23 protein-coding genes and 1 riboswitch are annotated in these 23,225 nt (G+C 52.5%); of the genes, 17 read left to right on the top strand and 6 right to left on the bottom strand.

The features are described 5' to 3' along the window. Positions 1 to 4: 4 nt before the first annotated feature. Positions 5 to 1,378 carry a nicotinate phosphoribosyltransferase gene (locus tag QMG16_RS14995; protein ID WP_281795570.1) on the bottom strand — a complete coding sequence of 458 codons (1,374 nt, stop codon included), beginning with the start codon at positions 1,376 to 1,378 and terminating at the stop codon, positions 5 to 7. 52 nt (positions 1,379 to 1,430) lie between these two features. Further along, positions 1,431 to 1,961 carry a cysteine hydrolase family protein gene (locus QMG16_RS14990; protein WP_281795569.1) on the bottom strand — a complete coding sequence of 177 codons (531 nt, stop codon included), beginning with the start codon at positions 1,959 to 1,961 and terminating at the stop codon, positions 1,431 to 1,433. A 256-nt stretch (positions 1,962 to 2,217) separates the two neighbouring features. On the opposite strand from QMG16_RS14990, the gene QMG16_RS14985 reads away from it, so the two are divergent. From QMG16_RS14985 to QMG16_RS14955, 7 genes are all read left to right on the top strand, one after another. Next, complete coding sequence (locus QMG16_RS14985) at positions 2,218 to 2,478, top strand: DUF6504 family protein (protein WP_281795567.1); 261 nt, start codon at positions 2,218 to 2,220, stop codon at positions 2,476 to 2,478. 68 nt (positions 2,479 to 2,546) lie between these two features. Next, positions 2,547 to 3,323 (top strand): ParA family protein, encoded by a 777-nt coding sequence (locus tag QMG16_RS14980; protein WP_281795565.1) that lies wholly within the window; start codon positions 2,547 to 2,549, stop codon positions 3,321 to 3,323. Continuing rightward, positions 3,320 to 4,180, top strand: coding sequence for a ParB/RepB/Spo0J family partition protein (locus QMG16_RS14975; RefSeq protein ID WP_281795562.1), 861 nt, complete (start codon positions 3,320 to 3,322; stop codon positions 4,178 to 4,180). Before QMG16_RS14980 ends, QMG16_RS14975 begins: the two co-directional genes overlap by 4 nt. Before the next feature lie 16 nt (positions 4,181 to 4,196). Beyond that, positions 4,197 to 4,637 carry a DUF3842 family protein gene (locus tag QMG16_RS14970; protein ID WP_281795561.1) on the top strand — a complete coding sequence of 147 codons (441 nt, stop codon included), beginning with the start codon at positions 4,197 to 4,199 and terminating at the stop codon, positions 4,635 to 4,637. Next, on the top strand, positions 4,628 to 5,161 hold the full coding sequence (gene cobU / locus QMG16_RS14965) for a bifunctional adenosylcobinamide kinase/adenosylcobinamide-phosphate guanylyltransferase (RefSeq protein WP_281795559.1): 534 nt from the start codon (positions 4,628 to 4,630) through the stop codon (positions 5,159 to 5,161). The genes QMG16_RS14970 and cobU overlap by 10 nt, the downstream gene beginning before the upstream one ends. Positions 5,162 to 5,224: 63 nt before the next feature. Next, a complete protein-coding gene (gene cobS, locus QMG16_RS14960) occupies positions 5,225 to 5,974 on the top strand; it encodes an adenosylcobinamide-GDP ribazoletransferase (RefSeq protein ID WP_281795557.1) in 750 nt (249 codons plus the stop codon). 26 nt (positions 5,975 to 6,000) lie between these two features. Beyond that, positions 6,001 to 6,996 carry a biotin--[acetyl-CoA-carboxylase] ligase gene (locus tag QMG16_RS14955; RefSeq protein WP_281795555.1) on the top strand — a complete coding sequence of 332 codons (996 nt, stop codon included), beginning with the start codon at positions 6,001 to 6,003 and terminating at the stop codon, positions 6,994 to 6,996. A gap of 191 nt (positions 6,997 to 7,187) precedes the next feature. Here QMG16_RS14955 and dksA read toward each other — a convergent pair whose 3' ends face one another. The 3 genes from dksA to QMG16_RS14940 form a co-directional block, all read right to left on the bottom strand. Then, positions 7,188 to 7,550, bottom strand: a complete 363-nt coding sequence (dksA, locus tag QMG16_RS14950; RefSeq protein WP_281795554.1) for an RNA polymerase-binding protein DksA — start codon at positions 7,548 to 7,550, stop codon at positions 7,188 to 7,190. Positions 7,551 to 7,631: 81 nt separating this feature from the next. Beyond that, positions 7,632 to 8,120: a cyclic pyranopterin monophosphate synthase MoaC gene (gene moaC / locus QMG16_RS14945; RefSeq protein ID WP_281795552.1), complete on the bottom strand. Its 489-nt coding sequence runs from the start codon at positions 8,118 to 8,120 to the stop codon at positions 7,632 to 7,634. Positions 8,121 to 8,445: 325 nt separating this feature from the next. Further along, positions 8,446 to 9,081, bottom strand: coding sequence for a DnaJ domain-containing protein (locus QMG16_RS14940; RefSeq protein WP_281795550.1), 636 nt, complete (start codon positions 9,079 to 9,081; stop codon positions 8,446 to 8,448). A 242-nt stretch (positions 9,082 to 9,323) separates the two neighbouring features. On the opposite strand from QMG16_RS14940, the gene QMG16_RS14935 reads away from it, so the two are divergent. The 8 genes from QMG16_RS14935 to cysK all read left to right on the top strand — a co-directional run bounded on the left by QMG16_RS14935 (position 9,324) and on the right by cysK (position 18,405). Continuing rightward, positions 9,324 to 10,850 carry a YifB family Mg chelatase-like AAA ATPase gene (locus QMG16_RS14935; RefSeq protein WP_281795548.1) on the top strand — a complete coding sequence of 509 codons (1,527 nt, stop codon included), beginning with the start codon at positions 9,324 to 9,326 and terminating at the stop codon, positions 10,848 to 10,850. Between the two features lie 730 nt (positions 10,851 to 11,580). Beyond that, the gene (rsgA, locus tag QMG16_RS14930; protein ID WP_281795547.1) at positions 11,581 to 12,150 is read left to right on the top strand and encodes a GTPase RsgA; all 570 of its coding nucleotides are present in this window, start codon (positions 11,581 to 11,583) and stop codon (positions 12,148 to 12,150) included. Beyond that, the gene (locus QMG16_RS14925; RefSeq protein WP_281792066.1) at positions 12,114 to 12,875 is read left to right on the top strand and encodes an IS5 family transposase; all 762 of its coding nucleotides are present in this window, start codon (positions 12,114 to 12,116) and stop codon (positions 12,873 to 12,875) included. The genes rsgA (QMG16_RS14930) and QMG16_RS14925 overlap by 37 nt, the downstream gene beginning before the upstream one ends. Then, the gene (gene rsgA / locus QMG16_RS14920; RefSeq protein WP_281795546.1) at positions 12,872 to 13,474 is read left to right on the top strand and encodes a ribosome small subunit-dependent GTPase A; all 603 of its coding nucleotides are present in this window, start codon (positions 12,872 to 12,874) and stop codon (positions 13,472 to 13,474) included. Before QMG16_RS14925 ends, rsgA (QMG16_RS14920) begins: the two co-directional genes overlap by 4 nt. A gap of 801 nt (positions 13,475 to 14,275) precedes the next feature. Then, on the top strand, positions 14,276 to 15,106 hold the full coding sequence (nifU, locus tag QMG16_RS14915) for a Fe-S cluster assembly protein NifU (RefSeq protein ID WP_281795544.1): 831 nt from the start codon (positions 14,276 to 14,278) through the stop codon (positions 15,104 to 15,106). Then, positions 15,103 to 16,284 carry a cysteine desulfurase NifS gene (gene nifS, locus QMG16_RS14910; protein WP_281795542.1) on the top strand — a complete coding sequence of 394 codons (1,182 nt, stop codon included), beginning with the start codon at positions 15,103 to 15,105 and terminating at the stop codon, positions 16,282 to 16,284. Before nifU ends, nifS begins: the two co-directional genes overlap by 4 nt. Positions 16,285 to 16,439: 155 nt before the next feature. Further along, positions 16,440 to 17,396, top strand: coding sequence for a serine O-acetyltransferase EpsC (gene epsC / locus QMG16_RS14905; RefSeq protein ID WP_281795540.1), 957 nt, complete (start codon positions 16,440 to 16,442; stop codon positions 17,394 to 17,396). Positions 17,397 to 17,478: 82 nt separating this feature from the next. Further along, on the top strand, positions 17,479 to 18,405 hold the full coding sequence (gene cysK, locus QMG16_RS14900; protein WP_281795538.1) for a cysteine synthase A: 927 nt from the start codon (positions 17,479 to 17,481) through the stop codon (positions 18,403 to 18,405). A gap of 471 nt (positions 18,406 to 18,876) precedes the next feature. Here cysK and QMG16_RS14895 read toward each other — a convergent pair whose 3' ends face one another. Continuing rightward, positions 18,877 to 19,080 (bottom strand): hypothetical protein, encoded by a 204-nt coding sequence (locus tag QMG16_RS14895; protein WP_281795537.1) that lies wholly within the window; start codon positions 19,078 to 19,080, stop codon positions 18,877 to 18,879. Between the two features lie 241 nt (positions 19,081 to 19,321). Between QMG16_RS14895 and QMG16_RS14890 the strand changes: the two genes are divergently transcribed. Both QMG16_RS14890 and QMG16_RS14885 read left to right on the top strand, forming a co-directional pair. Continuing rightward, positions 19,322 to 20,947, top strand: a complete 1,626-nt coding sequence (locus QMG16_RS14890) for an FmdE family protein (RefSeq protein ID WP_281795536.1) — start codon at positions 19,322 to 19,324, stop codon at positions 20,945 to 20,947. 338 nt (positions 20,948 to 21,285) lie between these two features. After that, positions 21,286 to 21,357, top strand: a riboswitch (Fluoride riboswitch). A 102-nt stretch (positions 21,358 to 21,459) separates the two neighbouring features. Beyond that, positions 21,460 to 23,223 (top strand): dynamin family protein, encoded by a 1,764-nt coding sequence (locus QMG16_RS14885; RefSeq protein WP_281795535.1) that lies wholly within the window; start codon positions 21,460 to 21,462, stop codon positions 23,221 to 23,223. Positions 23,224 to 23,225: the final 2 nt, after the last annotated feature.

Here is a 23,225-nt window from a genome sequence, read left to right as displayed (position 1 = left end):
CGTATCACCACTCTTTTTCGATTTCCTCCCGGCGCCGCGCTTCGGAGGTCTGCCGCTCCAGTTCAGACAAATCGGCACTGATCTTTACCGGGTATGTTTCAACGGGATAAGTGCTGCGATAGATGTGGGGAAGCTTTTCCCATTCTCCGGCGAAACGCTCTCGAATCCTTTCCAGTGATTCGGGAGAACGCTGCAACTCTCCATCTTTTATGACCGTCTCCAGAAGGGGTTCCCCACCAGGAACAGCCTCCTCCAGCAGGCAGAGAAGGTCCTCTTTCATCTTTCCATCTTCGTCATAGAAACGATAAACCTGTTTTTTCCCCACCCAAGTTTTTTTCCCGCTGCTGAGCTTCAGGATGGGCCGGCCTTCGTACTCCACCAGCTTATAAGCGATATCGAAATAGGGAGCGTCCGAGGAAACTCCCATTCGAGTACCGACAGCAAAAAGGTCTATCTCCGCCCCTTCTTCCAAAAGTTTTTCCAGGCTGTATTCGTCCAGGCTTCCACTCACAATAATTTTCACATCGGGAAAACCACCATCCAGGAATATTTTCCTGACCTTGCGGCTCAGATCCACCAAATCCCCGCTGTCCAATCGCACCCCCACAAGCGGCTTGCCTTCCGCAGACATACGGCGGGCCACTTCAAGAGCTTTTTCCGCACCACGCAGGGTATCGTAGGTATCGATGAGAAGGACGGTATCGTCCGGATAGGTTCTGGCGAAGGCAAGAAAGGAATCCATTTCATTTTTGAAGCTGGTGACATACGAATGGGCCATGGTGCCAAAAACGGGAACTCCGTAAATCTTTCCAGCGAGCACATTGCTGCTTCCCACAAATCCGGCGAGGTAGCTGGCTCGAGCGGCCTTGAGCCCGGCATCGACTCCGTGAGTCCGCCGGAGGGAAAAATCCACGAGCGCCCTTCCGCGGGCCGCATGGACGCAACGGGCGGCTTTGCTCGCAAGCAGGGTTTCCAGTTGAATCACATTGATCACCAACGTTTCCAGAAGCTGTCCCTCAATGATGGGAGCCGTAACCTCAAGAATCGGTTCCTGTGTAAAAAATATCCGCCCCTCGGGGATGGCTCTCACCGTTCCCGTAAATCGAACCTTTTTCAGATAATCTGTGAAATCCCTGGAGAATTTTCCCGTAGAGGCAAGATAATCCACAGACGCTTCACTGAAGCGGAAGTCGCGGATCAATTCCAGGAGATGTTCCAGGCCGGCAGAGACAAAATAGGCCCGATGATGCGGATACGCGCGGATGAAGAGGCTGAATGTCGCTTCACCTGACATATTTTCTTTCAGGTAACTTTCAGCCATCGTGAATTCATAAAGATCAGTCACGAGCTCTGGTGCATATTGGTCCCATACGTTCATAGGTTGTGATCCTTTGTCTCAAGGTGTGCTTTTTTTTGGTGAAGAGCGACGATTACGCCGAACTTTTTACCAGCCTCGCACCATAAACACGTTGCATGCGCTTCAGAGCAAAGTCGTGGAACTCCTGATCAAAATCTGCGACGGCATCCACTGGAACCACGGCGGTATAATCTCTGTTCCGCAAATCCCCTACCGTATCCATGACGCAAATGGAAGTGACCACCCCCGTAACCCACACTTCTTCAGGATGCGCCTGCTTCAGTATTTCATCCAAATCATTTCCGTAGAAAGCGGTGAACCTCGTCTTGTCCACCACTTTTGCGCTCTTGGGGGGAAGCAATTCGGGGATGATTTCACCTCCCCAGGTTCCTCGAACGGCATGAGGAGCAAACAGCTCGAATTCCTTGTCATTTGGATCATGAGCATCCCTCAGGTAGACGATGAGTTGATTTTCGGCAGCAAAGGCATCCACCAGCGAGCGCACCACCGGAATGATGTTTCTGGCGGCATCTCCGCAATAGAGGACTCCTCGAGGATTCAAAAAATCATTAAGCATATCAATAACTAAGAGCGCCTTTTTCATTCCATTGACTCCTTTGGGGGCCGAATTCACGCATGCCCTTCCCCCTCTTTCCAACTGCAGCACCTTTACTCCTCGGAAGAATGATCATACCTCGGAATCCGATTTCTTCATTCTTCAGCCGGATTGCTGAGTCTACCCCAAAAAATGATTTTATTTACCTGCAGAAATGGGTATAATTTCAGGCTTTCAAGACCTAATATTTAAGATAAGTGCCGTTTGTACTCAAGCAAACAATTTTATCCAGATTCATAAGCAGATGGAATTAGAACGGATCACGGTTGTCACTCGGGACGAATATGCCGGGGCTCAGGACCCCATCGCCTTCGTCTGGCGCGGACAGCGATTTCAGATTGCACAGATCCTGGACAGATGGTACGAAGGCCGTCTGGATTCTACGCGCATGCCATTGCGGTACTTCAAGGTCAGGTGTGAAGAGGGAGACGTTTTCATTCTTCGATATCATGAACTTTTTCGAGCATGGGGAATTCTCATTCCTTCTCATCGGGGGAAAGACTGAGTTCCCTTTCGACATGTTCCACGTGGAACACATGCAGAACCCATCCAGTTTCCAATCGTGAGGAAGTTATGCCGAAAGTAATTGCCATAGCAAATCAAAAGGGCGGTGTAGGCAAAACCACCACAGCGGTCAATCTGGCTGCAAGCCTGGCCAAGGAAGGCGAGAAAGTCCTTCTCATCGACTGCGATCCCCAGGGAAATGCTTCCAGTGGACTCGGGATTCGTCTCCAACCCGACTCCCCTTCTTTCTACTCCTTTCTTCTCCATGACAATGCCCCTCCCCCCATACACAGGCCCCTGCTCCCTCACCTGGATCTGGCGGTACTGCCATCCAATTCCCAGCTGGCCGCTGCGGAATGGGAACTCTTCTCCATCCCGGAAGCGGAAACTCTTCTTCTCAGGAAAATCTCGTCCCTTTCAGATTCTTTCTCCTATATCCTTTTGGACTGCCCACCCTCATTGGGACTCCTCACCGTGAACGGACTCACCGCATGTCAGTCCGTTTTGATTCCCATGCAATGCGAATACTTTGCCATGGAAGGGCTCACCCTCCTGCTTGAAACCATTCGCAAGATTCGCCTCCGTTTCAATCCCCACCTATCCATCGAAGGCATCGTCCTCACCATGTTCGATCGCCGCAACAATCTCGCCCACCAGGTGGTCAATGAAATTCGAAAACACCTGCAGTTCAACATTTTCAAAACCTTCATTCCAAGAAACGTACGTCTGAGTGAATCTCCAAGCCATGGGCTTCCAGCCCTTCTCTACGAACCCACGTGTGCGGGGGCGAAGGCCTATCTCGCTCTGGCGGAAGAAATCCTCGCCCAGGGAGCGTCCAAATCATGATAGAAAAAAAACGAGGATTGGGCAGAGGACTCGACCAGCTCCTCACTTCCAGTGATTGGCTCAAACGTGACGATGTGCAGCTCTTCTACTGCCCTGTCGACCGGCTGATCCCAAACCCTTACCAGCCCCGTCAATTGGTGGACGACGAACAAATGGACGAACTCGTGCGTTCCATCCGTGAAAAAGGGGTTCTGCAACCCATTCTCGCCACGCGCACACAGGTCCCTGAAGAATACCAGATCCTGGCGGGGGAACGCCGTTGGAGGGCATCAAAGATCGCCGGCCTCACGGAGGTCCCCATTCTGGTGCGCGAAGCGAGTTCCACCGATGTCCTGGAGCTTGCTCTCATTGAAAATATTCAGCGTCAGGATCTCAATTGCATTGAAGAGGCCCTGGCCTATCAACGTCTTCAAGAAGAATTCCATCTCACACAGGAGGAGATTTCTCAGCGGGTGGGGAAAAATCGCTCCACCGTGGCGAATCTGCTTCGCCTCCTTCATCTCCCTCCAGACATCCAGGAAGATCTACTCAACCAGAGGCTCACCATGGGACACGCCCGGGCACTTCTCGCCGTGGCCGGTGCCGATGAACAGAGGAAATTGAGAGACCTGATTTTGGACCGCCATCTCTCCGTCCGGCAGACGGAAGCCCTTGTCGCCAAAAAGGATGCATCGTCCCCACAGGCCAAACCGGAACCCGATCCACGCTGGATATCATTGCAAGAGACTTTGCAATCTCATTTGGGTTCTCCCGTCGCTCTGCGCCGCCGGGGACAGCGGGGCACACTCACCATTTCTTTCGGTTCAGAAGACGAATTGACCAGGATACTCGACCGCATTGGTGTAAACCGCTCGTAGACGAAGGAGGATGCTCTTGATACGTATCGCAGTCATTGATGGCCAGGGAGGGGGAATCGGCACCACCGTCATCAAGAAAATTGTTGAAACCTATGGAGACCGGACGGAAGTCTGGGCCCTGGGGACCAATGCCATTGCCACGGCTCAGATGATGAAAGCCAGAGCCAACCGTGGAGCAACGGGTGAGAATGCCATTTGCCACTGTGTGCAGCAGGTGGATGTCATCATCGGCCCCATCTCGATTCTTCTCTCACACGCCATGATGGGGGAGGTCACACCCGCCATGGTCCAGTCCATCGGTTCCGCCAAGGCCACCAAACTTCTTCTTCCCGTAACCCAGGACCCCATCGTCATTGTGGGAACCGTTAGAGAACCCTTGCCCCACCTGGTTGAAAAACTGGTCTGCCAGCACCTTTCTGCCTATCTCACGGAAGGAACCCATTTGCCATGTCCCTAAAAACCCTTCCCAGGCACCCCCATCTCATTCTGGGGGGCACTCGAAGTGGCAAGAGCGCCTATGCAGAGCATTTAGTCTCCCAGTTTCCCCCTCCCTATGTTTATATCGCCACGGCACAGATTTTAGACGATGAAATGCTGGGCCGCGTTCACCGTCATCAGGAACGAAGAAAAAGTTCTTGGGAAACCCTGGAGAGTCCTTTCCAACTCCTTGAGACCCTTCGTTCCCTTCAGGGAGAATCGAAGGTGGTTTTGGTCGATTGCATCACCCTCTGGCTCACCAACCTGCTCCTCCACCCATCCCCTGCACCGTATGAAAAATCCATCCGGGAGCTTTGCCAATGGATTCCCAAGGCGGATTACCCCCTTTTCCTCGTTTCAAACGAAGTAGGGGGGGGAATTGTTCCGGAAAATCCTCTCGCAAGGCAATTCCGCGATTTAGCGGGCTACGCCAACCAGCAGATCGCCGCAACCTGCAGCGCTGTGACTTTGGTGGTGGCAGGACTGCCCCTGGCTCTCAAGTGAAAAGCGTATTCCCCTCTCCGAGGATCCACTCATGCATTCAGATACCAACGGAAAGACATCTCCATGCGAAATCATTTCCCCACGGCACTCTCTTTTCTGACGGTCTTCCGCCTACCACGTCCTACATCCGATATCGTTACAGCAGAAGACCTCGCCGCCACTTTTTCCTTCTTCCCCCTGGTGGGAATCGTCCTTGGCGGCACCATCCTCTCTGTCGCCTACCCTCTTGCGTCCTTTGCCCCACCCCTCCTTCTCGCCGTTTGGATCACCACCCTTCTGGCCGCGCTCACCCGGGCCCTTCACCTGGACGGCCTTGCCGACCTCGCCGACGGCATTGGCGGCGGATACACTAAAGAACGACGCCTGGAAATCATGAAGGACAGTCGCATAGGCGCTTTTGGAGCCATTGCTCTCATGCTGGCTCTGCTGTTTAAAGTGAGTGCCATTTGCTCTCTCGTTTCTCACAATGCCTGGTCTCCCATCCTTCTCATTCCGGCTCTGAGCAGAACAGCCATGGTGCTCACCGCATACAAAAGCCCCTCTGCAAGAAGCGGCGAAGGGCTGGGAAAGCTCTTTCTCCAACACATGAACAGCAAGCATCTATACACTGCATGCGGCATAGCACTGGCTCTTTCCATCCTGCTCAGCCCCAGATTTTTTCTCCTCTATGCAGCCCTCACGGTTTTGACCGTCCTGGCCATACGCCGATTTACGCTCAAAACCCTCGGCGGAGTTACGGGCGACGTTCTCGGAGCCACCAACGAACTTACCGAAATCCTGCTCTTTTCCGCAGCAGCATGCCTGGCCTCATAGCATCTCTTGAAAGGAAAACATTGAACATGTCATCCCCTGAACCGACTCACCTGCAAATTCTGAGGTTGCTCAAAGAAAAAGACGGCTACCTCTCTGGAACCCTTTTGGCCTCTCAATTGGGGCTCACGCGAACGGGCATATGGAAACAGATTCAAAACTTGAGATCCATCGGCTATGAGATCGAGAGTCACCCCAAGGAAGGTTATCGCCTTCTCGCCACGCCCGATCTTCTCATTCCGGAAGAAATCGTACCCCACCTCACCACCTCATGGCTTGGAAAGCCTTACTACTACTTCCCCCAAATCGGCTCCACCAACGATGAGGCGCTCCATCTGGCCGCGCAAGGAGCTCCTCACGGCACGGTAGCCGTGGCCGAAGAACAGACTCAGGGCCGAGGCCGCCTCAAACGCCCGTGGCTCTCTGCTCCACGCAGCGGAATCTATCTTTCCATCCTTCTGAGAACCCCCTTACCCGTGCGTGAGGCTTCCCAATCGAACTTGGTGGCCGCCCTCGCCCTCGTGAAGACTTTGCGAAAGGAATACGATATTCCGGCAGCCATCAAGTGGCCTAACGATGTTCTCATTCATGGTAAAAAAACGGCAGGGATACTGACTGAAATGCAGTCCGACCAGGACTACACCCGTTTTCTGGTGGTAGGGATTGGAATGAATGTGAACTACAAAAAAGAACAACTTGAAGCCTCCTTCCGGTATCCAGGAACATCCCTGGCCATTGAACGGGGACGCCCCATCAAACGGCAGGAACTGCTTCTCTCTTTTCTGCAAGCGTTTGAAACGGAACACGATCGTTTCGTGAAAAGAGGCTTTGAATCCTTGGTGCCCGCCCTGGAACAATACTCCGCCATTCTGGGGAAAGCGGTAAAAGTGCACACCGCCAGGGAAGAAATTTCGGGAAAGGTTTCAGGATTCAATTCCGATGGAGCGCTCAAGCTCCTCACAGATGCAGGAAAAGAAGAAGTGATTTGGGTGGGGGATGTGATGCAGGTGGAAGGAAACTACTGAATCAAAGAAAGGATTTTTGACAAAAGATTCGGGCCGGAAATCATTTTGTCACGAAGCCGCAGAAAAGAAATGACCCTATGGGAGAGGATTTCGGATAAGGGACCGGTCCAAAAGGGTTCATCGATCCCCTCTCCGGGACTTTTGAAAAAGTTTTTTCATCGAACTGGCCGCGGATGGTGAATTCGCGGAAGTCAAGCACCTCTGGCCCGCTCTCCGGCTTCTTGTTTTCTCTTGCATTCAATGCACAAAGTGGTCACCGGACGAGCCTCCAGGCGTTCCCTGCCAATCTCGTCGCCACAAGACTCACAAATGCCAAAGCTGCCGTCGTCAATACGCTGTAAGGCTTCACGAATCTTTAGAATCAACTTTCGCTCCCGGTCACGAATACGGAGCATAAAATTTCTGTCGGACTCAAGAGTGGCGCGATCCGTCGGATCTGGAAATGTTTCTTCCGCATCAGTCATCCCCGCAACGGTTCTTTCCGCTTCAGCATAGAGTTCATCCAGTCGTTTGATCAATACCTCTTTGAAGTACGCCTGTGTCTCCTTATCCATATACATTGCCCCCTGAATGGTTATTTATAAAACGTTTTTCGCTAACACACTCGAGGAAAAGAGTAAAGCAAAAATCGAGACTTACGACCTTTCATAAGTTCCGCTCTTTCCGCCGCTTTTGTATGTCAGCCGAACATTTTGAATTTCCATGCCACGATCGATGGCCTTGCACATGTCGTAGATCGTCAGCGCAGCATGGGTCACGGCGACCAGAGCTTCCATCTCAACCCCCGTCCGATCCCGTGTCTTGGCGCGTGCCTGAATCCGTATTTCATTGGCAACCCTGTCCGCGAAAAAATCGACGTCAATGCCTGTCAGTTGTAAAGGATGACAGAGAGGAATGAGCTCCCAAGTCCTTTTGGCAGCCATTATCCCGGCCAATCGCGCCGCCTCGAACACATTTCCTTTGGGGAGGCTGCCATCGAGAATGCGCCGTAAAGTTTCAGGAGATACCTTGACGGAACACTCTGCCCTGCCCTCTCGCCAGCTCTCCTCCTTCTCGCTCACATCCACCATCCGCAGTCGTCCCTGCGAATCGATATGCGTGAATTCCCCCTCACCGCCCGGCATATTTGTCTCCTTTGGATTTAACTCGACATTGTCAGGTTTCATACAACCACGGCGACACGGGGAACACAGAGATTTCATTTGAAGGTCTTTCTCCGTGCCCTCTGTATCTCCGTGGTTAATGTGACAATGTCGCATCAAGTATCTGACCAGAATTTATTCAATATTCTTGATAGTTGCAGGTTACGTCATTCTGGCATGCTTTTAGCCGGAATCCAGCCACACGGTACATTCCCTGGATACCGGCTTTCGCCGGTATGACGGTTTGAAAATGTTAAGAAATTTTCGTTCAGATACTTTAGATTCGCCATCCCGGCACGCACTCGTCTCATATTACGTAAATCACTACGATCAAGTCTCCTGCGGCTCTTCCAGGAATCTCCCTGTCTCCAACTCCACGGATTCGAATCCTTGTCCCTTCTTCACTTCCCGGGGGAATCCAAATGCGCAAAGAACACATCTCTTCCCGCTCTCCCGTTCCCTTGCATTCTTGACAGCTCGCTAGAGGAACTTTTCGCCCGTTTCCAAAGCATTCGTTGCAGAAAACAAGTCTCTGGAAGAATATTTCTTCAAACATGCCACATGCTGCAGCACTTTTAGAGATTTGAAGGTCAAATCGCAAGTCTTTTTCGCGGCATTCTTTCTTTTCACCCCATTCAATACCGAAAGCACCCTGAAAGACTTCCGTAAAAGAATCGCTTTTTCCCTCCCCCCTCTCCAGGGGCTGATGAGGAGCATTCCTCCTTGACTTGTTGTACCCGCGTAATTTATCGTACTGCTTACGCGTTGAAGGGTTTATGAGCACTTCGTAAGCATCGAGGGCTTTTCTGAAGTTTTGAGCCGCGTGAGATTCATGAGGATTTCGGTCCGGATGCCACCGCATGGCCAACATCCTGAAAGCCTTCTTGATCTCCTCCTCGCTTGCTCGATGGGATATGCCAAGTATTTTATAATAGCATTTCATAATCAATCTATCTGTCCGAGGACTCGCCCGGTGACTCGAAAAATATTAAAAACCCTATAAAAAAATACCATAAAAGATCACACTCAACATCTAACGCATCGAGAAAATGTCCTCGCGAAATTTCGAATCAATAAACATTATCATCTAACACAACAGGGTGATGTATTTTAAGGATGCTCAACCCATAAAACAAGATACAAACCCGCCGCAACAGCATTTCAGCGAAAGAGTTCATCTCAAAAATGATTTCAAAAACCTACACATGCAGCCTGTTAGGGATCGACGCCATCCTCGTGGAAGTGGAAGTGGATCTATCGCCCGGTCTGCCTGCCTTCGCCACTGTGGGCCTTCCAGATAACATTGTCCGGGAAAGCAAGGACAGGGTCAAAACCGCTCTTCAAAACAGCGGGTATCCTTTTCCCGCTGAGCGGATCACAGTAAATCTTGCCCCGGCACACCTGAAAAAGGAGGGAGCCGGTTTCGATCTGCCCATTGCAGCAGGGATACTGGCCGCCATGGGTATGATCAAACCGGGCAAATCCGAAGAAGTGATTCTGGTGGGAGAACTCTCTTTGGACGGACGCATCAAACCTGTCACAGGCAGTCTGCCCATGGCCATTCAGGCCCGCAACAGCGGATACCGTAAGATGCTCCTTCCCGCCAGCAATGCACCGGAAGCGTCTGTAACGGAAGAGCTCTCCATATATCCTGTAAACCACCTTTCGGAAGTCGTGAGCTTCCTGAACGGCCAGTCCGATCTCCAACCCCTTCGGCTGGCTCCCGGAGAAATCTGGAATTTTGAAATGCTCAACGAAATGGATTTTGAAGAGGTGAAAGGGCAGGAACATACCAAGCGGGGTTTGGAAGTCGCCGCTGCGGGGGGACACAATGTTCTCATGATCGGTCCGCCGGGAGCCGGAAAGACCATGCTTGCACAGCGCCTCCCGGGGATACTGCCTCTCTTGAGTTTCGAAGAGGCGCTTGAAACCTCAAAAATATTCAGCGTCGCCGGCCTGCTCCACAATCAACCCCTCATGGTGCAGCGTCCTTTTCGTTCACCCCATCACACCATATCCGATGCAGGCCTCATTGGGGGAGGGCACATTCCGCGTCCAGGGGAAGTGAGCCTGGCACACAACGGCGTCCTTTTTCTGGATGAATTTCCAGAATTTCGGCGCAACATTCTGGACCTCCTGCGCCAGCCCCTGGAAGACGGGCAGGTGACCATCGCACGGGCAGCCATGTCCCTGACTTATCCGGCACGGTTCATGCTCGTCGCCGCCATGAATCCCTGTCCCTGCGGCTACTCCGGCGATTCGAACCGCCCCTGCACCTGTTCTCCCAATCTCGTTCAGCGTTACAGGGGACGCATCTCCGGCCCCATCCTGGACCGCATCGACCTCCATATCGAAGTGCCCGCCGTGCGTTACAAGGACCTTCAATCCACCCAGCCGGTGGAAAACTCGGCCACCATTCGCGAACGGGTCATTCAAGCCAGAAAACTTCAACTGGATCGCTTCGCCAAAGAATCGATTTATTCCAATTCCCTCATGAAGCCCCGGCATATCAAAAAATACTGTCACCTGGACGGCGAAGGACAGAAGCTGCTGGAACATGCCATCGAACAACTGGGGCTCAGTGCACGCGCCTACCACCGCATACTCAAGGTAGCTCGAACCATAGCGGACCTGGCAGGGGAGGGAGCCATCGCCCCGCACCATCTCCTCGAAGCAGTGCAATACAGGTCCCTCGACCGCCGGCTGTTTTGAGTGTCAGGTGGGGTCACACCCACACTCTTGACAAACAGGAATGTCGAAGCAAAACAGGACAGAAAACAAAGGAGATTTTTATGACCACCACACGTATGGAGCTTGTGATCACTGCTGCTGGCGAAGGATATTCGCAGAGCGGCTGATTGCCGATGCTTTCGTAGCGAGAAGAGCACGTTTTCCATCCAGCCCGCAAGGACGGCAGGAGTGCATCCGCTTTCACCAGACAGCGGATTGCGTGTAGTCTTGCTTTTTTCCCTGATCCGCCCCTGCACTTTTCCTTTCTGCCTCCGCGGATGAGATGCGGTTGCTTCCAGATAGGGAAATGAGCTTTCGTTTTTCCGCTTCAGTCCGGTTCAGCCCGGTTCGAGGCATTCCTTTATCTGCTCCTTGATGCTTCGGCCTCCGCCGCCGAGTGGTGGGGCTTCTCTCCCGAAGCCCTCCACCAAGGCAGTACCCTCGCCGGTCCAGCAGACAATCCGCCCAAGAGCTCAATTTACATAAAGCCAGGCAGGCTCCCCCTCCCCCCGAGAAAAAGGGATAGCCCCCTCGCGGGCCACCGGTCGCCGACCCGTTGCGGTCGGAACCATGGTCCCGGAGCATCGATGCATGCTGCATCGCAGGCAATCCATGTCGCGAGGAAAAAGATCCCGACCCAAAGGGAATCATGGCTTTTGGGGAGTCCCAAGCGATGGAGGAATCGATTTGCATACGGAAGGAACAAAAAGCGATGGAGAGGAACAACATCACACTCGAAGATATGGGTTGGAATGAATTTTTCGCAAAGAACCTCGAAAAGTCAGCCAACAGGGCTCACAGACCTGTCAGGGTGACCGGAGTGAGGAGGAGCAGTTTTATCGTATTCGATGGCAATGACGAGTACCAGGTGACCGTCTCGGGACGTCTCCTTCATGACTCCAGCACTGGAGCCCTCTTTCCCGCCGCCGGGGACTGGGTGACCGTGAGGGAGAACGTCATAACCGGAGTGCTGCCACGCAGAAACGCCTTGTCGCGCGGCGCTTCGGGAAACCGGGGGAAGCTGGTGACCCTATCCGTGGAAGAGCAAGTGATCGCAGCCAATATAGATACCGTATTCATCGTAAGCGGGCTGGATCGGGACTACAATATCCGGCGTATCGAAAGATACCTGGCGCTTGTCTACAATAGCGGATGCTCGCCGGTTGTTCTTCTCAACAAGGCCGATCTCCACCCGGATGTGGAAAGGTTCCTAGGTTCTGTTGACATTTGGGTTCTAATTAACAGATGTCAACAGCACTACTACAAGATGAAACATGGTTGAAGATCCTCCAATTCCTTCGCTCCTGTGTGGATGTTTACGTAGGAGAAGAAGGTGATTGCCGTCTTTTCATTGAGGCACTCCTTTGGATTACACGAAGTGGTGCTCAGTGGAGACTGCTCCCGGAGAAATTCGGTAACTGGAACAGTGTCTATAAACGATTCGCCCGCTGGTGTAACAAGGGTATCTTCTCCAGAATGCACGAGCATTTCATAGATGATCCCGATATGGAGAACTTCATGTTTGACAGCACCATTGTTCGTGCCCATCCCTGTGCTGCCGGAGCCCTCAAAAGATCCGGTGGACAAGAGACACAGGCTCTCGGGCGCAGCCGAGGAGGTTTTTCCACCAAGATCCACGTAGCGGTAGATGGCTTGGGAAATCCCCTGAGGTTCATTCTCACTCCCGGTCAGAAGAGTGACATCGAACAGGGACCGGCTCTTATCGAGGGTTTCACCTTCGCTCATGCACTGGGAGACAAGGGCTATGATTCGGATGCCTTCGTCCAGGCGATCACCCAATCTGGAGCTACTGCTGTGATTCCACCCCGGTCCAATCGCAAAGAGCCCCGTGAATACGACCAATGCCGCTACCGCGAACGACATCTGATCGAGTGCTTTATGAGCAAGATCAAACATTTCAGACGCATCTTCTCCAGATTCGACAAGCTCGACAGAAGCTTCTTGGGCTTTCTTGGCTTTGTCGCAGCTCTCATCTGGTTGAGGTGAAATGTCAACAGAACCTAGAAGAAGTGGAATCGGCAGCCGTCGGCGTGCCCGTCCATCTCCTCTCAGCAAGAGATTCCGTCGGGCTCGAAGCCCTGGAAAGGTATCTGGCACCCGGAAAAACTGTCGCCCTGGTCGGATCTTCCGGTGTGGGAAAGTCCACGCTTGTAAACCGCATGACGGGAGAAGCCAGGCAGACCACGAAACAGGTGAGCGAAAGCCACGGTAAAGGAGTTCACACCACCACCTCCAGGGACCTCATCAGGCTTCCGGGAGGCGGAATGATCATAGACAACCCCGGCATTCGCGAAATCGCTTTTCCCAATGACGATGGTGGAATCGACGCGGTATTCCCGGAAATTGAAGCCTGGAGCCGGGAGTGTCGCTTTTCCGATTGCAGCCATCAGCACGAGCCGGGATGCATGGTGCAGGAAGCTATCCGCTCCGGAAAGCTCCCTTCCGACCGATTCGAAAGTTATCTCAAAATGAAGCGCGAGCTCCATTATCTCTCCCAGCGCGCGCAGAAGAGTGCTTCCAGGATGGAGAAGGAGAGGTGGAAGGAGATCTCCCTGAAGACAAGAAAGTATAAGAACGACAGGTGAAACCCTGTGCACCCCGGTTCCGACAATTTCCGGGAAACCTCCTAGCCAAACTTTACATGGACCATGCCCGGCCATATCCGGGCATGGTCGTGTTCCCTCCCGCTTCATTCCAGCCCCAGGTGGAGGATAATAGGCCTTATCACGATAAGGATCGAAAATATTGGAATTCCTTCTGGGAGCGGTTTTTAGTACCTATCCGGAAACCACCTGTGGACTTTGCGACACCCCCCTTGGCCCCCCCTCGAGGGGGGGGCAAGGGGGGTGTCCACTGCCGAGGTAGGTTTTCGGATAGGCTCTTATTCGCGATAGCCTCTAAGAAACTATCTCAAAACGGTCCGAATATTCTTGATCGTCATTCCGGTGAAAACCGGAATCCAAGCATTCCCGATAGAGCTGAACTCTGGCTTCCGCCAGGGTGACGGTATGAGCGAATTTTCAGATAATTTCTAAATGATTTCAGCACCAATCGAAATCGGCCCGATGCAATACCTTGACCCGCTGGAACAGGCCAATATCTCCATAGATGAGAGAACGTACTCTCCGTTCCCCAAAAGCCGGCCAACGCATCAATGGTCGCCCCCCTCTGGTCATAGGGTTCGCCTGTAATTAATATGTTAGTTGAACTGACATTACAGCATTTTTACAAAGCGAATGAATAAAGCGTTCGCCAAATGGTGATACTTCATGAAGGTCCTGAAGTTCACCATCTTACTGTAATGGTTTGGAAGAATTTTAAGTCTCATTTCGAATATGAGGAAATGAGGAAATGACTTATCAGAAGAACAATTCAGGAGTTCAATCATGTGGGAATATACGGATAAGGTGAAAGACCACTTTCTGCATCCTCGAAACGTGGGTGAAGTAGAGGATGCCGATGCGGTAGCGGAAGTCGGTTCCATAGCGTGCGGAGATGCGCTCAAACTGAGCTTCAAGCTGGATGAAAACAAAAGAATCAAGGAAGTCAAATTTAAAACCTTCGGGTGCGCCAGCGCCATCGCCACGTCTTCGGCTCTCACGGAGATGATCAAGGGTATGACCCTGGAGGAGGCCGAAAAGGTGACCAACCAGGATATTGCCAACTACCTGGGAGGCCTGCCTCAAGAAAAAATGCACTGTTCCGTGATGGGACGTGAAGCATTGGAAAAAGCCATCGCCATCTATAAGGGCACTGTTCCCAAGGAGACCGAAGGGAAGATCGTTTGTGAATGCTTTGGAGTGACAGATCTCGAGATTGAACGGGCCATAAGAGAAAACAACCTGGCTACGCTGGAAGATGTGACCAACTTCACCAAGGCGGGTGGAGGGTGCGGAAACTGCCATGGAGCCATTCAGGAGATCATCGACCGGGTCCGTGGAGAACTCTCCACGAAACCGCCCGAAAGACCCAAACTTTCCAATATTCAAAAGATCAAGAGGATCGAAGAAACCATTGAACGTGAGATCAGGCCCTCCCTGAAGCTCGATGGTGGGGATATCGAACTCATCGATGTGGTGGGAAACCGGGTCCTGGTGGCCACGAGGGGAGCATGCGCCTCCTGCCAGGCATCCAATCAGACGTTGAAACATTTCGTCGAAGCCAAGCTCAGGGAACTCGTCTGGCCTGAATTGGTCGTAGAGGAGGTGTCCCAGTGAAAACCATTTATCTGGACAACAATGCCACGACACAAGTTGCCCCCGAAGTTCTGGAAGCCATGCTGCCTTACTTCCACGATCTTTATGGAAATCCCTCCAGCATGCATAGTTTCGGCGGGCAGGTGGGGCGAAAGCTTCGTGAAGCGCGGGAACAGGTGGCTGCACTCATTGGCGCCGTTCCAGGTGAAATCATCTTCACCAGTTGCGGCACGGAAAGCGACAATGCGGCCATCCGTTCAGCGCTCATTTCCCAACCGGAAAAGCGCCATATCGTGACCAGCAGGGTGGAGCACCCGGCCATCAAAGCCCTCTGTGCTCATCTGACCGACCAGGGGTATCGCGTGACCGAGCTTCCCGTGGATGGGGAAGGGCGGATCGATATGGATCAGTACGAAAAAAGTCTCACACCGGATACCGCCATAGTGAGCCTCATGTGGGCAAACAATGAAACGGGAGTGATTTTTCCCATAGAAGCCGCCGCTCAAATGGCTCGCTCTCGCGGCATCCTTTTCCATACCGATGCAGTGCAGGCGGTAGGCAAGATCCCCATCGACATGAGCAAGAGCGCCGTGAACATGCTCTCCATTTCCGGACACAAGCTCCACGCGCCCAAGGGGATCGGTGTGCTTTATGTCCGCAAGGGGACAAAATTCTCTCCCTTCCTCATTGGAGGGCACCAGGAAAAAAACAGGCGGGGTGGCACGGAAAACACCCCGAGCATCATCGCGTTGGGCAAAGCCTGCGAACTTGCGGCTCAAAATATGGAATTGGAAAACACGAAAGTCAAAGCGCTTCGAGACAAGCTGGAAAACGAGCTTCTCGCCCGCATTCCCAACAGCCGCGTCAACGGTGATCGAGTCAATCGTCTCCCCAATACCACGAACATCAGTTTTGAATTTGTGGAAGGGGAGGGCATCCTGTTGATGCTGGATGAATTTTCCATCTGCGCTTCCTCCGGATCGGCATGCACATCGGGATCTCTGCAGCCTTCCCACGTGCTCCGCGCCATGGGGGTTCCTTTTACGATGGCTCACGGATCCATCCGGTTCAGTCTGAGCATCTACAATACGGAAGAAGAGATTGACTTCGTGATCGAAAAACTTCCATCCATCATTGAAACCCTGCGGGGCATGTCCCCTTACTGGAAGGTAGGAGACCGAATTTGCTCAACCTATTAATCCTGCAACGAAGGTTCGAGAATAACGTGGTTCCCTCCCGGTGGGCAGCGTTCCGTTTTTTGCTGACCCTACGACGGAAATCCTGCCGCAGGGTCACCTGGTCGGCACGCACAAGGGGAACACAACCGGGAAGGCATGAAGGGATGATATAGAAAATGGACGAAACATCCAGAAAAGACCGGTGCAAGGCGGAAATGGAAGCCGCTCGCAGTTTCAGGAAGGAAGTGCCCGAGATTGTCAATCAGCTGGTTGAGACGTGCAACCGAACCGATTGCTTCAATCATGTGGGGCCTGAACCCATCCCCTCGCGAGAAACGGTAATCGACATCATTCACCGAATGAACAGGATTCTCTATCCCGGGTACTTCCTTCGGACCAGAGTGGACGAATTCAACTTGAGCTACTATTTTGGCCAGGAAGCCACAACACTTTACGAACACCTCTCAGAACAGATCACTCATGCTCTCAGACACGATTGCATTCGACATAACCTGGCCTGTGTGCAGTGCGAGGAGAGAGGACAGCAGACAGCCATCACGTTCATGCGTGAACTTCCCCGGCTGCGGGCGATTCTCGCTACAGACGTGCGGGCCGCTTATGAAGGAGACCCGGCTGCGGGGAGCTACGATGAAATCATATTCAGCTATCCGGGATTGTTTGCCATAACCGTTTCACGCATCGCACACCAGCTTTGGGAAGCGGGGGTTCCTTTGATTCCACGCATCATGACCGAATATGCTCACAGCATCACGGGGATCGATATTCACCCGGGGGCACACATCGGAGAAAGTTTCTTCATCGACCACGGAACCGGAGTCGTCATTGGGGAAACAACGGTCATTGGAGATCGAGTGAGGCTTTACCAGGGAGTCACCCTCGGAGCCCTCTCGCTCCCGAAAAATGCCGGCGAACAGCTCCGGCACAAAAAGCGCCATCCCACCATTGAAGACGACGTGATCATCTACGCCGGCGCCACCATATTGGGTGGTGATACGGTCATCGGCGCCCGCTCGCACATCGGAGGAAACGTCTGGATCACGGAATCCGTTCCACCGGATACCAAGGTCTTCATGAAAAAACCCGAGCTGATCTACAAGGAGAAATCGGACTGAACCGCCCCAAAACCGTAACGGGACGCCACAGGCGGACGGCTTGTTGCAACATCCGCTTGGATCTTGAAAGGGCAAGGAAACCATGCACGATCTATTTTCAAACATCATCGAAACAATAGGCTCTACGCCTCTGGTCCGGTTGAACCGCATCACTGAAGGCCTTCCGGCTACGATACTCGCCAAGCTGGAATTCAAAAATCCTCTGGGCAGCGTGAAAGACCGCATCGGAGCATCCATGATCGAGGCGGCGGAAGCCCAAGGCTTCATTGAGGCGAAAACCCTGATCGTGGAACCTACCAGTGGGAATACGGGGATTGCCCTCGCTTTTGTCTGTGCGGCCAAAGGATATCCGCTCGTTCTGACCATGCCCGAAACCATGAGCGTGGAAAGACGCAAACTCCTCAAGCACTTGGGGGCGGAACTCATTCTCACACCCGGCCAGGAGGGCATGAAAGGGGCAATCAACAAAGCCAAAGAAATCCTGGCGCAAAATCCTCACGCATACATGCCCAATCAGTTCGCCAACCCGGCCAACCCGGAAATCCATCGCCGAACGACGGCTGAAGAAATCTGGAGGGACACTCATGGAAAGGTGGACTTCCTGGTAGCAGGGGTCGGAACGGGGGGAACGATCACAGGAGCGGGGGAGGTGCTGAAGAAACGCAATCCCTCTCTTAAGGTCATCGCGGTGGAACCCAGGGATTCACCGGTTCTCTCAGGCGGGCAGCCCGGCCCTCACAAGATACAGGGAATCGGAGCCGGATTCGTTCCCGAGGTCCTGAACGTCAGGATCATCGACGAAATCATCCAGGTAACGAACGATCAGGCATTTGAAACGGCAAGAGATCTCGCCAGGAGGGAAGGGATTTTGTGTGGCATTTCTTCCGGCGCCGCAACTTTTGCAGCCCTGGAAATAGCTCGCCGCCCGGAAAACAAGGGAAAGCGTATAGTGACCGTTCTGCCCAGCACGGGTGAGCGTTATCTGAGCACAGAGCTTTTTATCGATTGAGGGATACCTTAATATGCTCTGTGCCCTCCGTGTCTCCGTGGTGAATAGAGGGATATTGGAATCCTCCAACTCCCTCAGATCTTTTATATGAAAAAGGTTCATAGCTCATGGCTCATGATAACATCGCTTTTCAAGAGCGTTTTCCGCTTTCCCTATTGCCTTGCATCTCTTTGCCTTTTTTCATTTTTCGTTGTGACCGTTCCGGTCATGGGAGTTAATAGTCAGCAACCTTTCTTCCAAAGAGTCATGAGCCACCAACCCATCCGAATCTGAGCGATTCTCGAAAACAAAAGAAGCGGCATCCTCACATCATGGCATCAAAACTTATCAAAGGCCATAGGAGCGGTATATTCAACCTTTATAAAGGCACGGGCGGGAGGCTGGTTTTTCTGAAGGATTTTTGCCGAAATCTGATGATATCCTTCCTGGTCCGTTCTGAACTCAAAATAAAGGGGATTCTGTCCCGAAGCGTTACCGGTTTTTTTGATGGTTCCCGGCCAGCTTGCTCTTGTCGCCATTCTCATCGGGTTTTTCGATCAACAGTCCGACTTTTCGCTCTCCTTCCGTGTAGACCCAAACCTTGACATCGGAGTGGGCTTCAATCCAGATGGATCCACCTGTGGAATAATCACCGAAACGAATCTTTCCACTTTTTTCATGACTACCTCCTTCCAATTGGAAGTGCTGAAGCGTTGACCTTCATTGAGCAATTTATCCCAAATCGCCTTTCCTGGCAGATTTACAACTTTTCCTTGACTCAAAACTTTATAAATATTTATAATTATTTAGTTTATACTATGAGTTGCATAATTGAAATTGTCATTTCATTTTTCATTACATCGCGTTTCCCTTTGGGCAGGCAGCAACCTGGCAAAGAGAGCAGGCTTTTACGGGACACGCAGGGAAATTGCAGAAGATGGCAATCGGTTCCTATTCATATGAAGAGTTTTTGCGTCTGGTGGAATCTTTCCATGGATACATGGCGCCTGGAGTCGCGATGGGGGGCTTCATGGTGGATCTTGCCGGAAAACACATTCCGGAAGGCGTTCTTTTTGATGCCATATCCGAAACGCCCAAAGACATCCCCGACGCCATTCAACTCCTGACACCATGCACGATGGGAAATGGCCGGCTCAAAGTGATCAATCTCGGCCGTTATGCACTGAGCCTGTTCGATATGCACGAGGGCAACGGGATTCGCGTGTTTCTGGACCTGCAGAAGCTCCATGCCTGGCCGGAAATAAAGACCTGGCTGTTCCAACTCAAAGCGAAAATCGACCAGGACAAACTCCTGGAAGAGATCCAGCGGGCGGGACCAGACATTCTGGGAATACAGCCGATACAGGTATGTGCGGAACACATCGGAAAACCTGAAAGAAGGCGGATAGCTACCTGCATCCTGTGCGGAGAGGCCTATCCGGCACAGGACGGTGGAATCTGCCGTGGCTGTCAGGGGGAAGGTCCTTATTTGAACACGGGAGATCAGGAAAAATTGCATGCCGGCCCGCCAGGGCTGAAGGCCCTGGCCGTGGAGGACGCCATGGGAAAAGAGCTTCTCCATGACTTGACACAGATCATTCCAGGGAAAAGCAAGAAACCGGCTTTCCTACACGGCCAGCAAATCAACATTGGAGATCTTTGCCGGTTACAGCAGATGGGACGTCGGCATGTCTATGTACTGGACGACAACTTGCCCGAATCCGATTGGGTGCACGAAAACGATGCGGCGCTGGCTTTCGCAAGAGCCATGGCAGGGGAGGGCGTTTCCTTTTCCGGCCCTCCCCGGGAAGGCAAAGTGTCATTCACTGCCGCCCGTTCCGGTCTGTTCGTGGCCGAAACGGAACGCATGGAACGGTTCAACCTGCTTTCCGGCGTCATGTGCGCGAGTCTAAAGAGCTATACAATGGTGGACGAACAATGCACCCTGGCCGGAACCCGGGCCATCCCCCTTTTCCTTCCTCGCGGAGACTTCCACCGCGCCCTCTCTATTCTTCAGAAAGGGCCTCTGTTTCGGGTGCTTCCCATGCGAAAAGCCAGGGTGGGCGTTCTGGTGACCGGAAATGAAATCTTTGAAGGGTTGGTGGAGGATAAGTTCATCCCCATCATCATGTCCAAAGTGGAATCCTTTGGCTGCACGGTGGTTCGATCCCTGATTGTTCCGGACGCCTGTGACGACATAAGCCGCGGGATAGAAAGTCTCCTCCAGGCCGGTGCGGATCTCCTGGTGACCACTGCGGGACTCTCCGTCGACCCCGACGATGTCACCCGCCGAGGTCTTGCAGATGCTGGGGCTACCGACATGCTTTACGGGGCACCGATACTTCCGGGCGCCATGACCCTTCTGGCGCGCATAGGAAAGGCGCAGGTGATAGGAGTCCCCGCATGCGCTCTCTATTTCAAGACCACAAGTTTCGATCTCCTTTTGCCACGATTGCTGGCTGGAATCACCATCGAGCGCAGCGACCTGGCCAAGCTGGGACACGGCGGTCTTTGCATGGAATGCAAAACCTGCACCTACCCCAAGTGTCCCTTCGGGCGCTAGGGTATTGAAGTGCTTATGTAATTATGTATAGAACCGTCATGACCAAAGCGAAGGGACTACATTTTATACGGAGGAGATCCAGAAAAAACAGCATTCAAAAAAAATCAAATTCCTTTTCAGATGCCGAATGGACAGAGGCCTGACCCGGTATCCATGTGAAGGTTCTCTTTTGATGTCCTTCCATCAAGCGTCCAAATTCAAAGGGAAAAATGGACTCAGCCCAGTGCAAGACCCGAGGCAATCCACTAAAATTCCTTATCAACTATGATTTCAAGCGATTGACCTCATTACCACTTGCTTATCAGGGTCTTTCCTGTTAATTTTTCTTTTAAATACGATATCCCACAGGTGATGAGGTCCGCCGGACAACCGCCCCGGCCGTTTTTGGGGCTGATGACTTCTACTTCCAGACAGGAGGTAGAAGTTTTTTATTTTGGGGGTGATCATTCCTTTCAGATCAGGTGAAGTGTATTCGGATTTCTCTTCCCCCTACCCGAAAAGGAGATGGACTCATGAACGATTATGATCGTCTGAAGCAGAACCTGCTTACAGCTCTGGAAATCCTGAAACCGCTGGTCCATGAGGAGCACCGGCAAGCTCTCGCCGAGGTCGGTGCAAAACTGAAAGAGGAAGTCTTCAATCTGGTCATCCTGGGCCAGTTCAAGCGAGGCAAATCCACCTTCATCAACGCCCTCCTGGGAGAAGATCTGCTCCCGACAGCCATCGTGCCCCTGACTTCGGTCGTGACGATCATCCAATACGGGCCAGAGGTACAAGTGCGCGTTCGATTTTTAAACGGAAGTGAAGAGGAGATACCCCTCTCCAAACTTCCGGACTACATCACCGAGCGGGGAAATCCCAAAAACCGGAAAAACGTGCATGAGGTCACCATTTTTCACCCTTCGCCCTATCTCCAAGGCGGAGTGCGCATCATCGACACCCCCGGCGTCGGCTCCGTCTATCGCCACAACACTGATGTAGCCTATCGTTATCTTCCTTATGTTGATGCGGGGATTTTCATCATCTCCGTCGACCCGCCCCTTTCGGAAAGTGAACACCTGTTTCTCAAGGATATCCGGGATTATGTAGATAAGATCTTTTTCGTCGTGAACAAGATCGATCAGGTGTGCGACGAGGATCGTAAGGAATCCATGGAGTTCACTCGAGAGATCCTATGCATGGACCTGAACCGCAAGGACGTGACGCTGTATCCCCTTTCCGCACGATGTGCCCTCGAGGCCAAGACCGGCAGCGATGCAGCCAAACTCGAACAAAGTCTGCTCCCAGGCTTCGAAGAACAACTGCGATCTTTCCTGTTGCACGAGAAGGGTCTGGTTCTGCTGCAGTCGACCACGCAAAATCTCCTTCGGCTCGTATCCGGCGAAACTGTTGCTCTGCAGCTGGAGCAGGAGGCCGTCAAGCTCCCGGTTCAGGAGCTGACCGGCAAGATTGCACGCTTTGAAGAAGAAATACGGGGTATCACCAGGGACAAAGAGCACCATAGCTATCTGCTGCGCGGGCACATGGGAAAGATCACGACAATACTGGACGATGAAATCCGATCATTCAAACAAGCAAATCTTCCCATCCTTCATGAAGCTCTTGAGCAGGAATACGCCCGCAAACTGCAGCAAGGGGGACGCCTGCGCGAGGAACTGGAGCAGTTCGTCTTCGACAAAATTCGAGAGGCTTTCGAACCGTGGCGGCTTCACATCACGGAGTTGATCGCTTCCACTTTGGCTGATGCGCATCAGGATCTCGCTACCAGGACCAATGAGGTGATCGAGCGCATAATGGAACTCACGAGCAGCATTTTTCAATTGCCCCTCAAGCCCTTCACCGCAGTAGAACCCCTCAGCAGCAAGAGCCGTTTCTACTTTCTCCTGAAGGACGACCCTGTGGGGCTGGAACTCATCCAGCTCGCGGTCACGAGTTCTCTTCCCCAATTCATCGTCAAAAAAATGATCCTCAACAACATGAAGACGGCGATTACACAACTCGTCGATCGCCACTGCGGCCGCGTACGTTACGATCTCCTCCAGCGACTGCAAAAGACAGCCGCCGATTTCCAGAAAGCCCTCACCGAGCGCATCGATCAGACCCTGGACGGCATTCGTGGAGCACTCGCGAAGGCGCTCGCCATGAAGCAGCGGAGTGAATCCGATGTGCAGCAAAACCTCGGTGCACTGGACCTGAAACTGCAGTCCATTTCCGACATTCAGTCTCAACTTCTCCAATGGAGCCAGGATCTGTCTCTTTTGGATGCAGCAAGGTAGAA

This window comes from Desulforhabdus amnigena (genome assembly GCF_027925305.1).
GTDB lineage: Bacteria > Desulfobacterota > Syntrophobacteria > Syntrophobacterales > Syntrophobacteraceae > Desulforhabdus > Desulforhabdus amnigena.
This window is presented reverse-complemented; position numbering and strand designations above follow the sequence as displayed.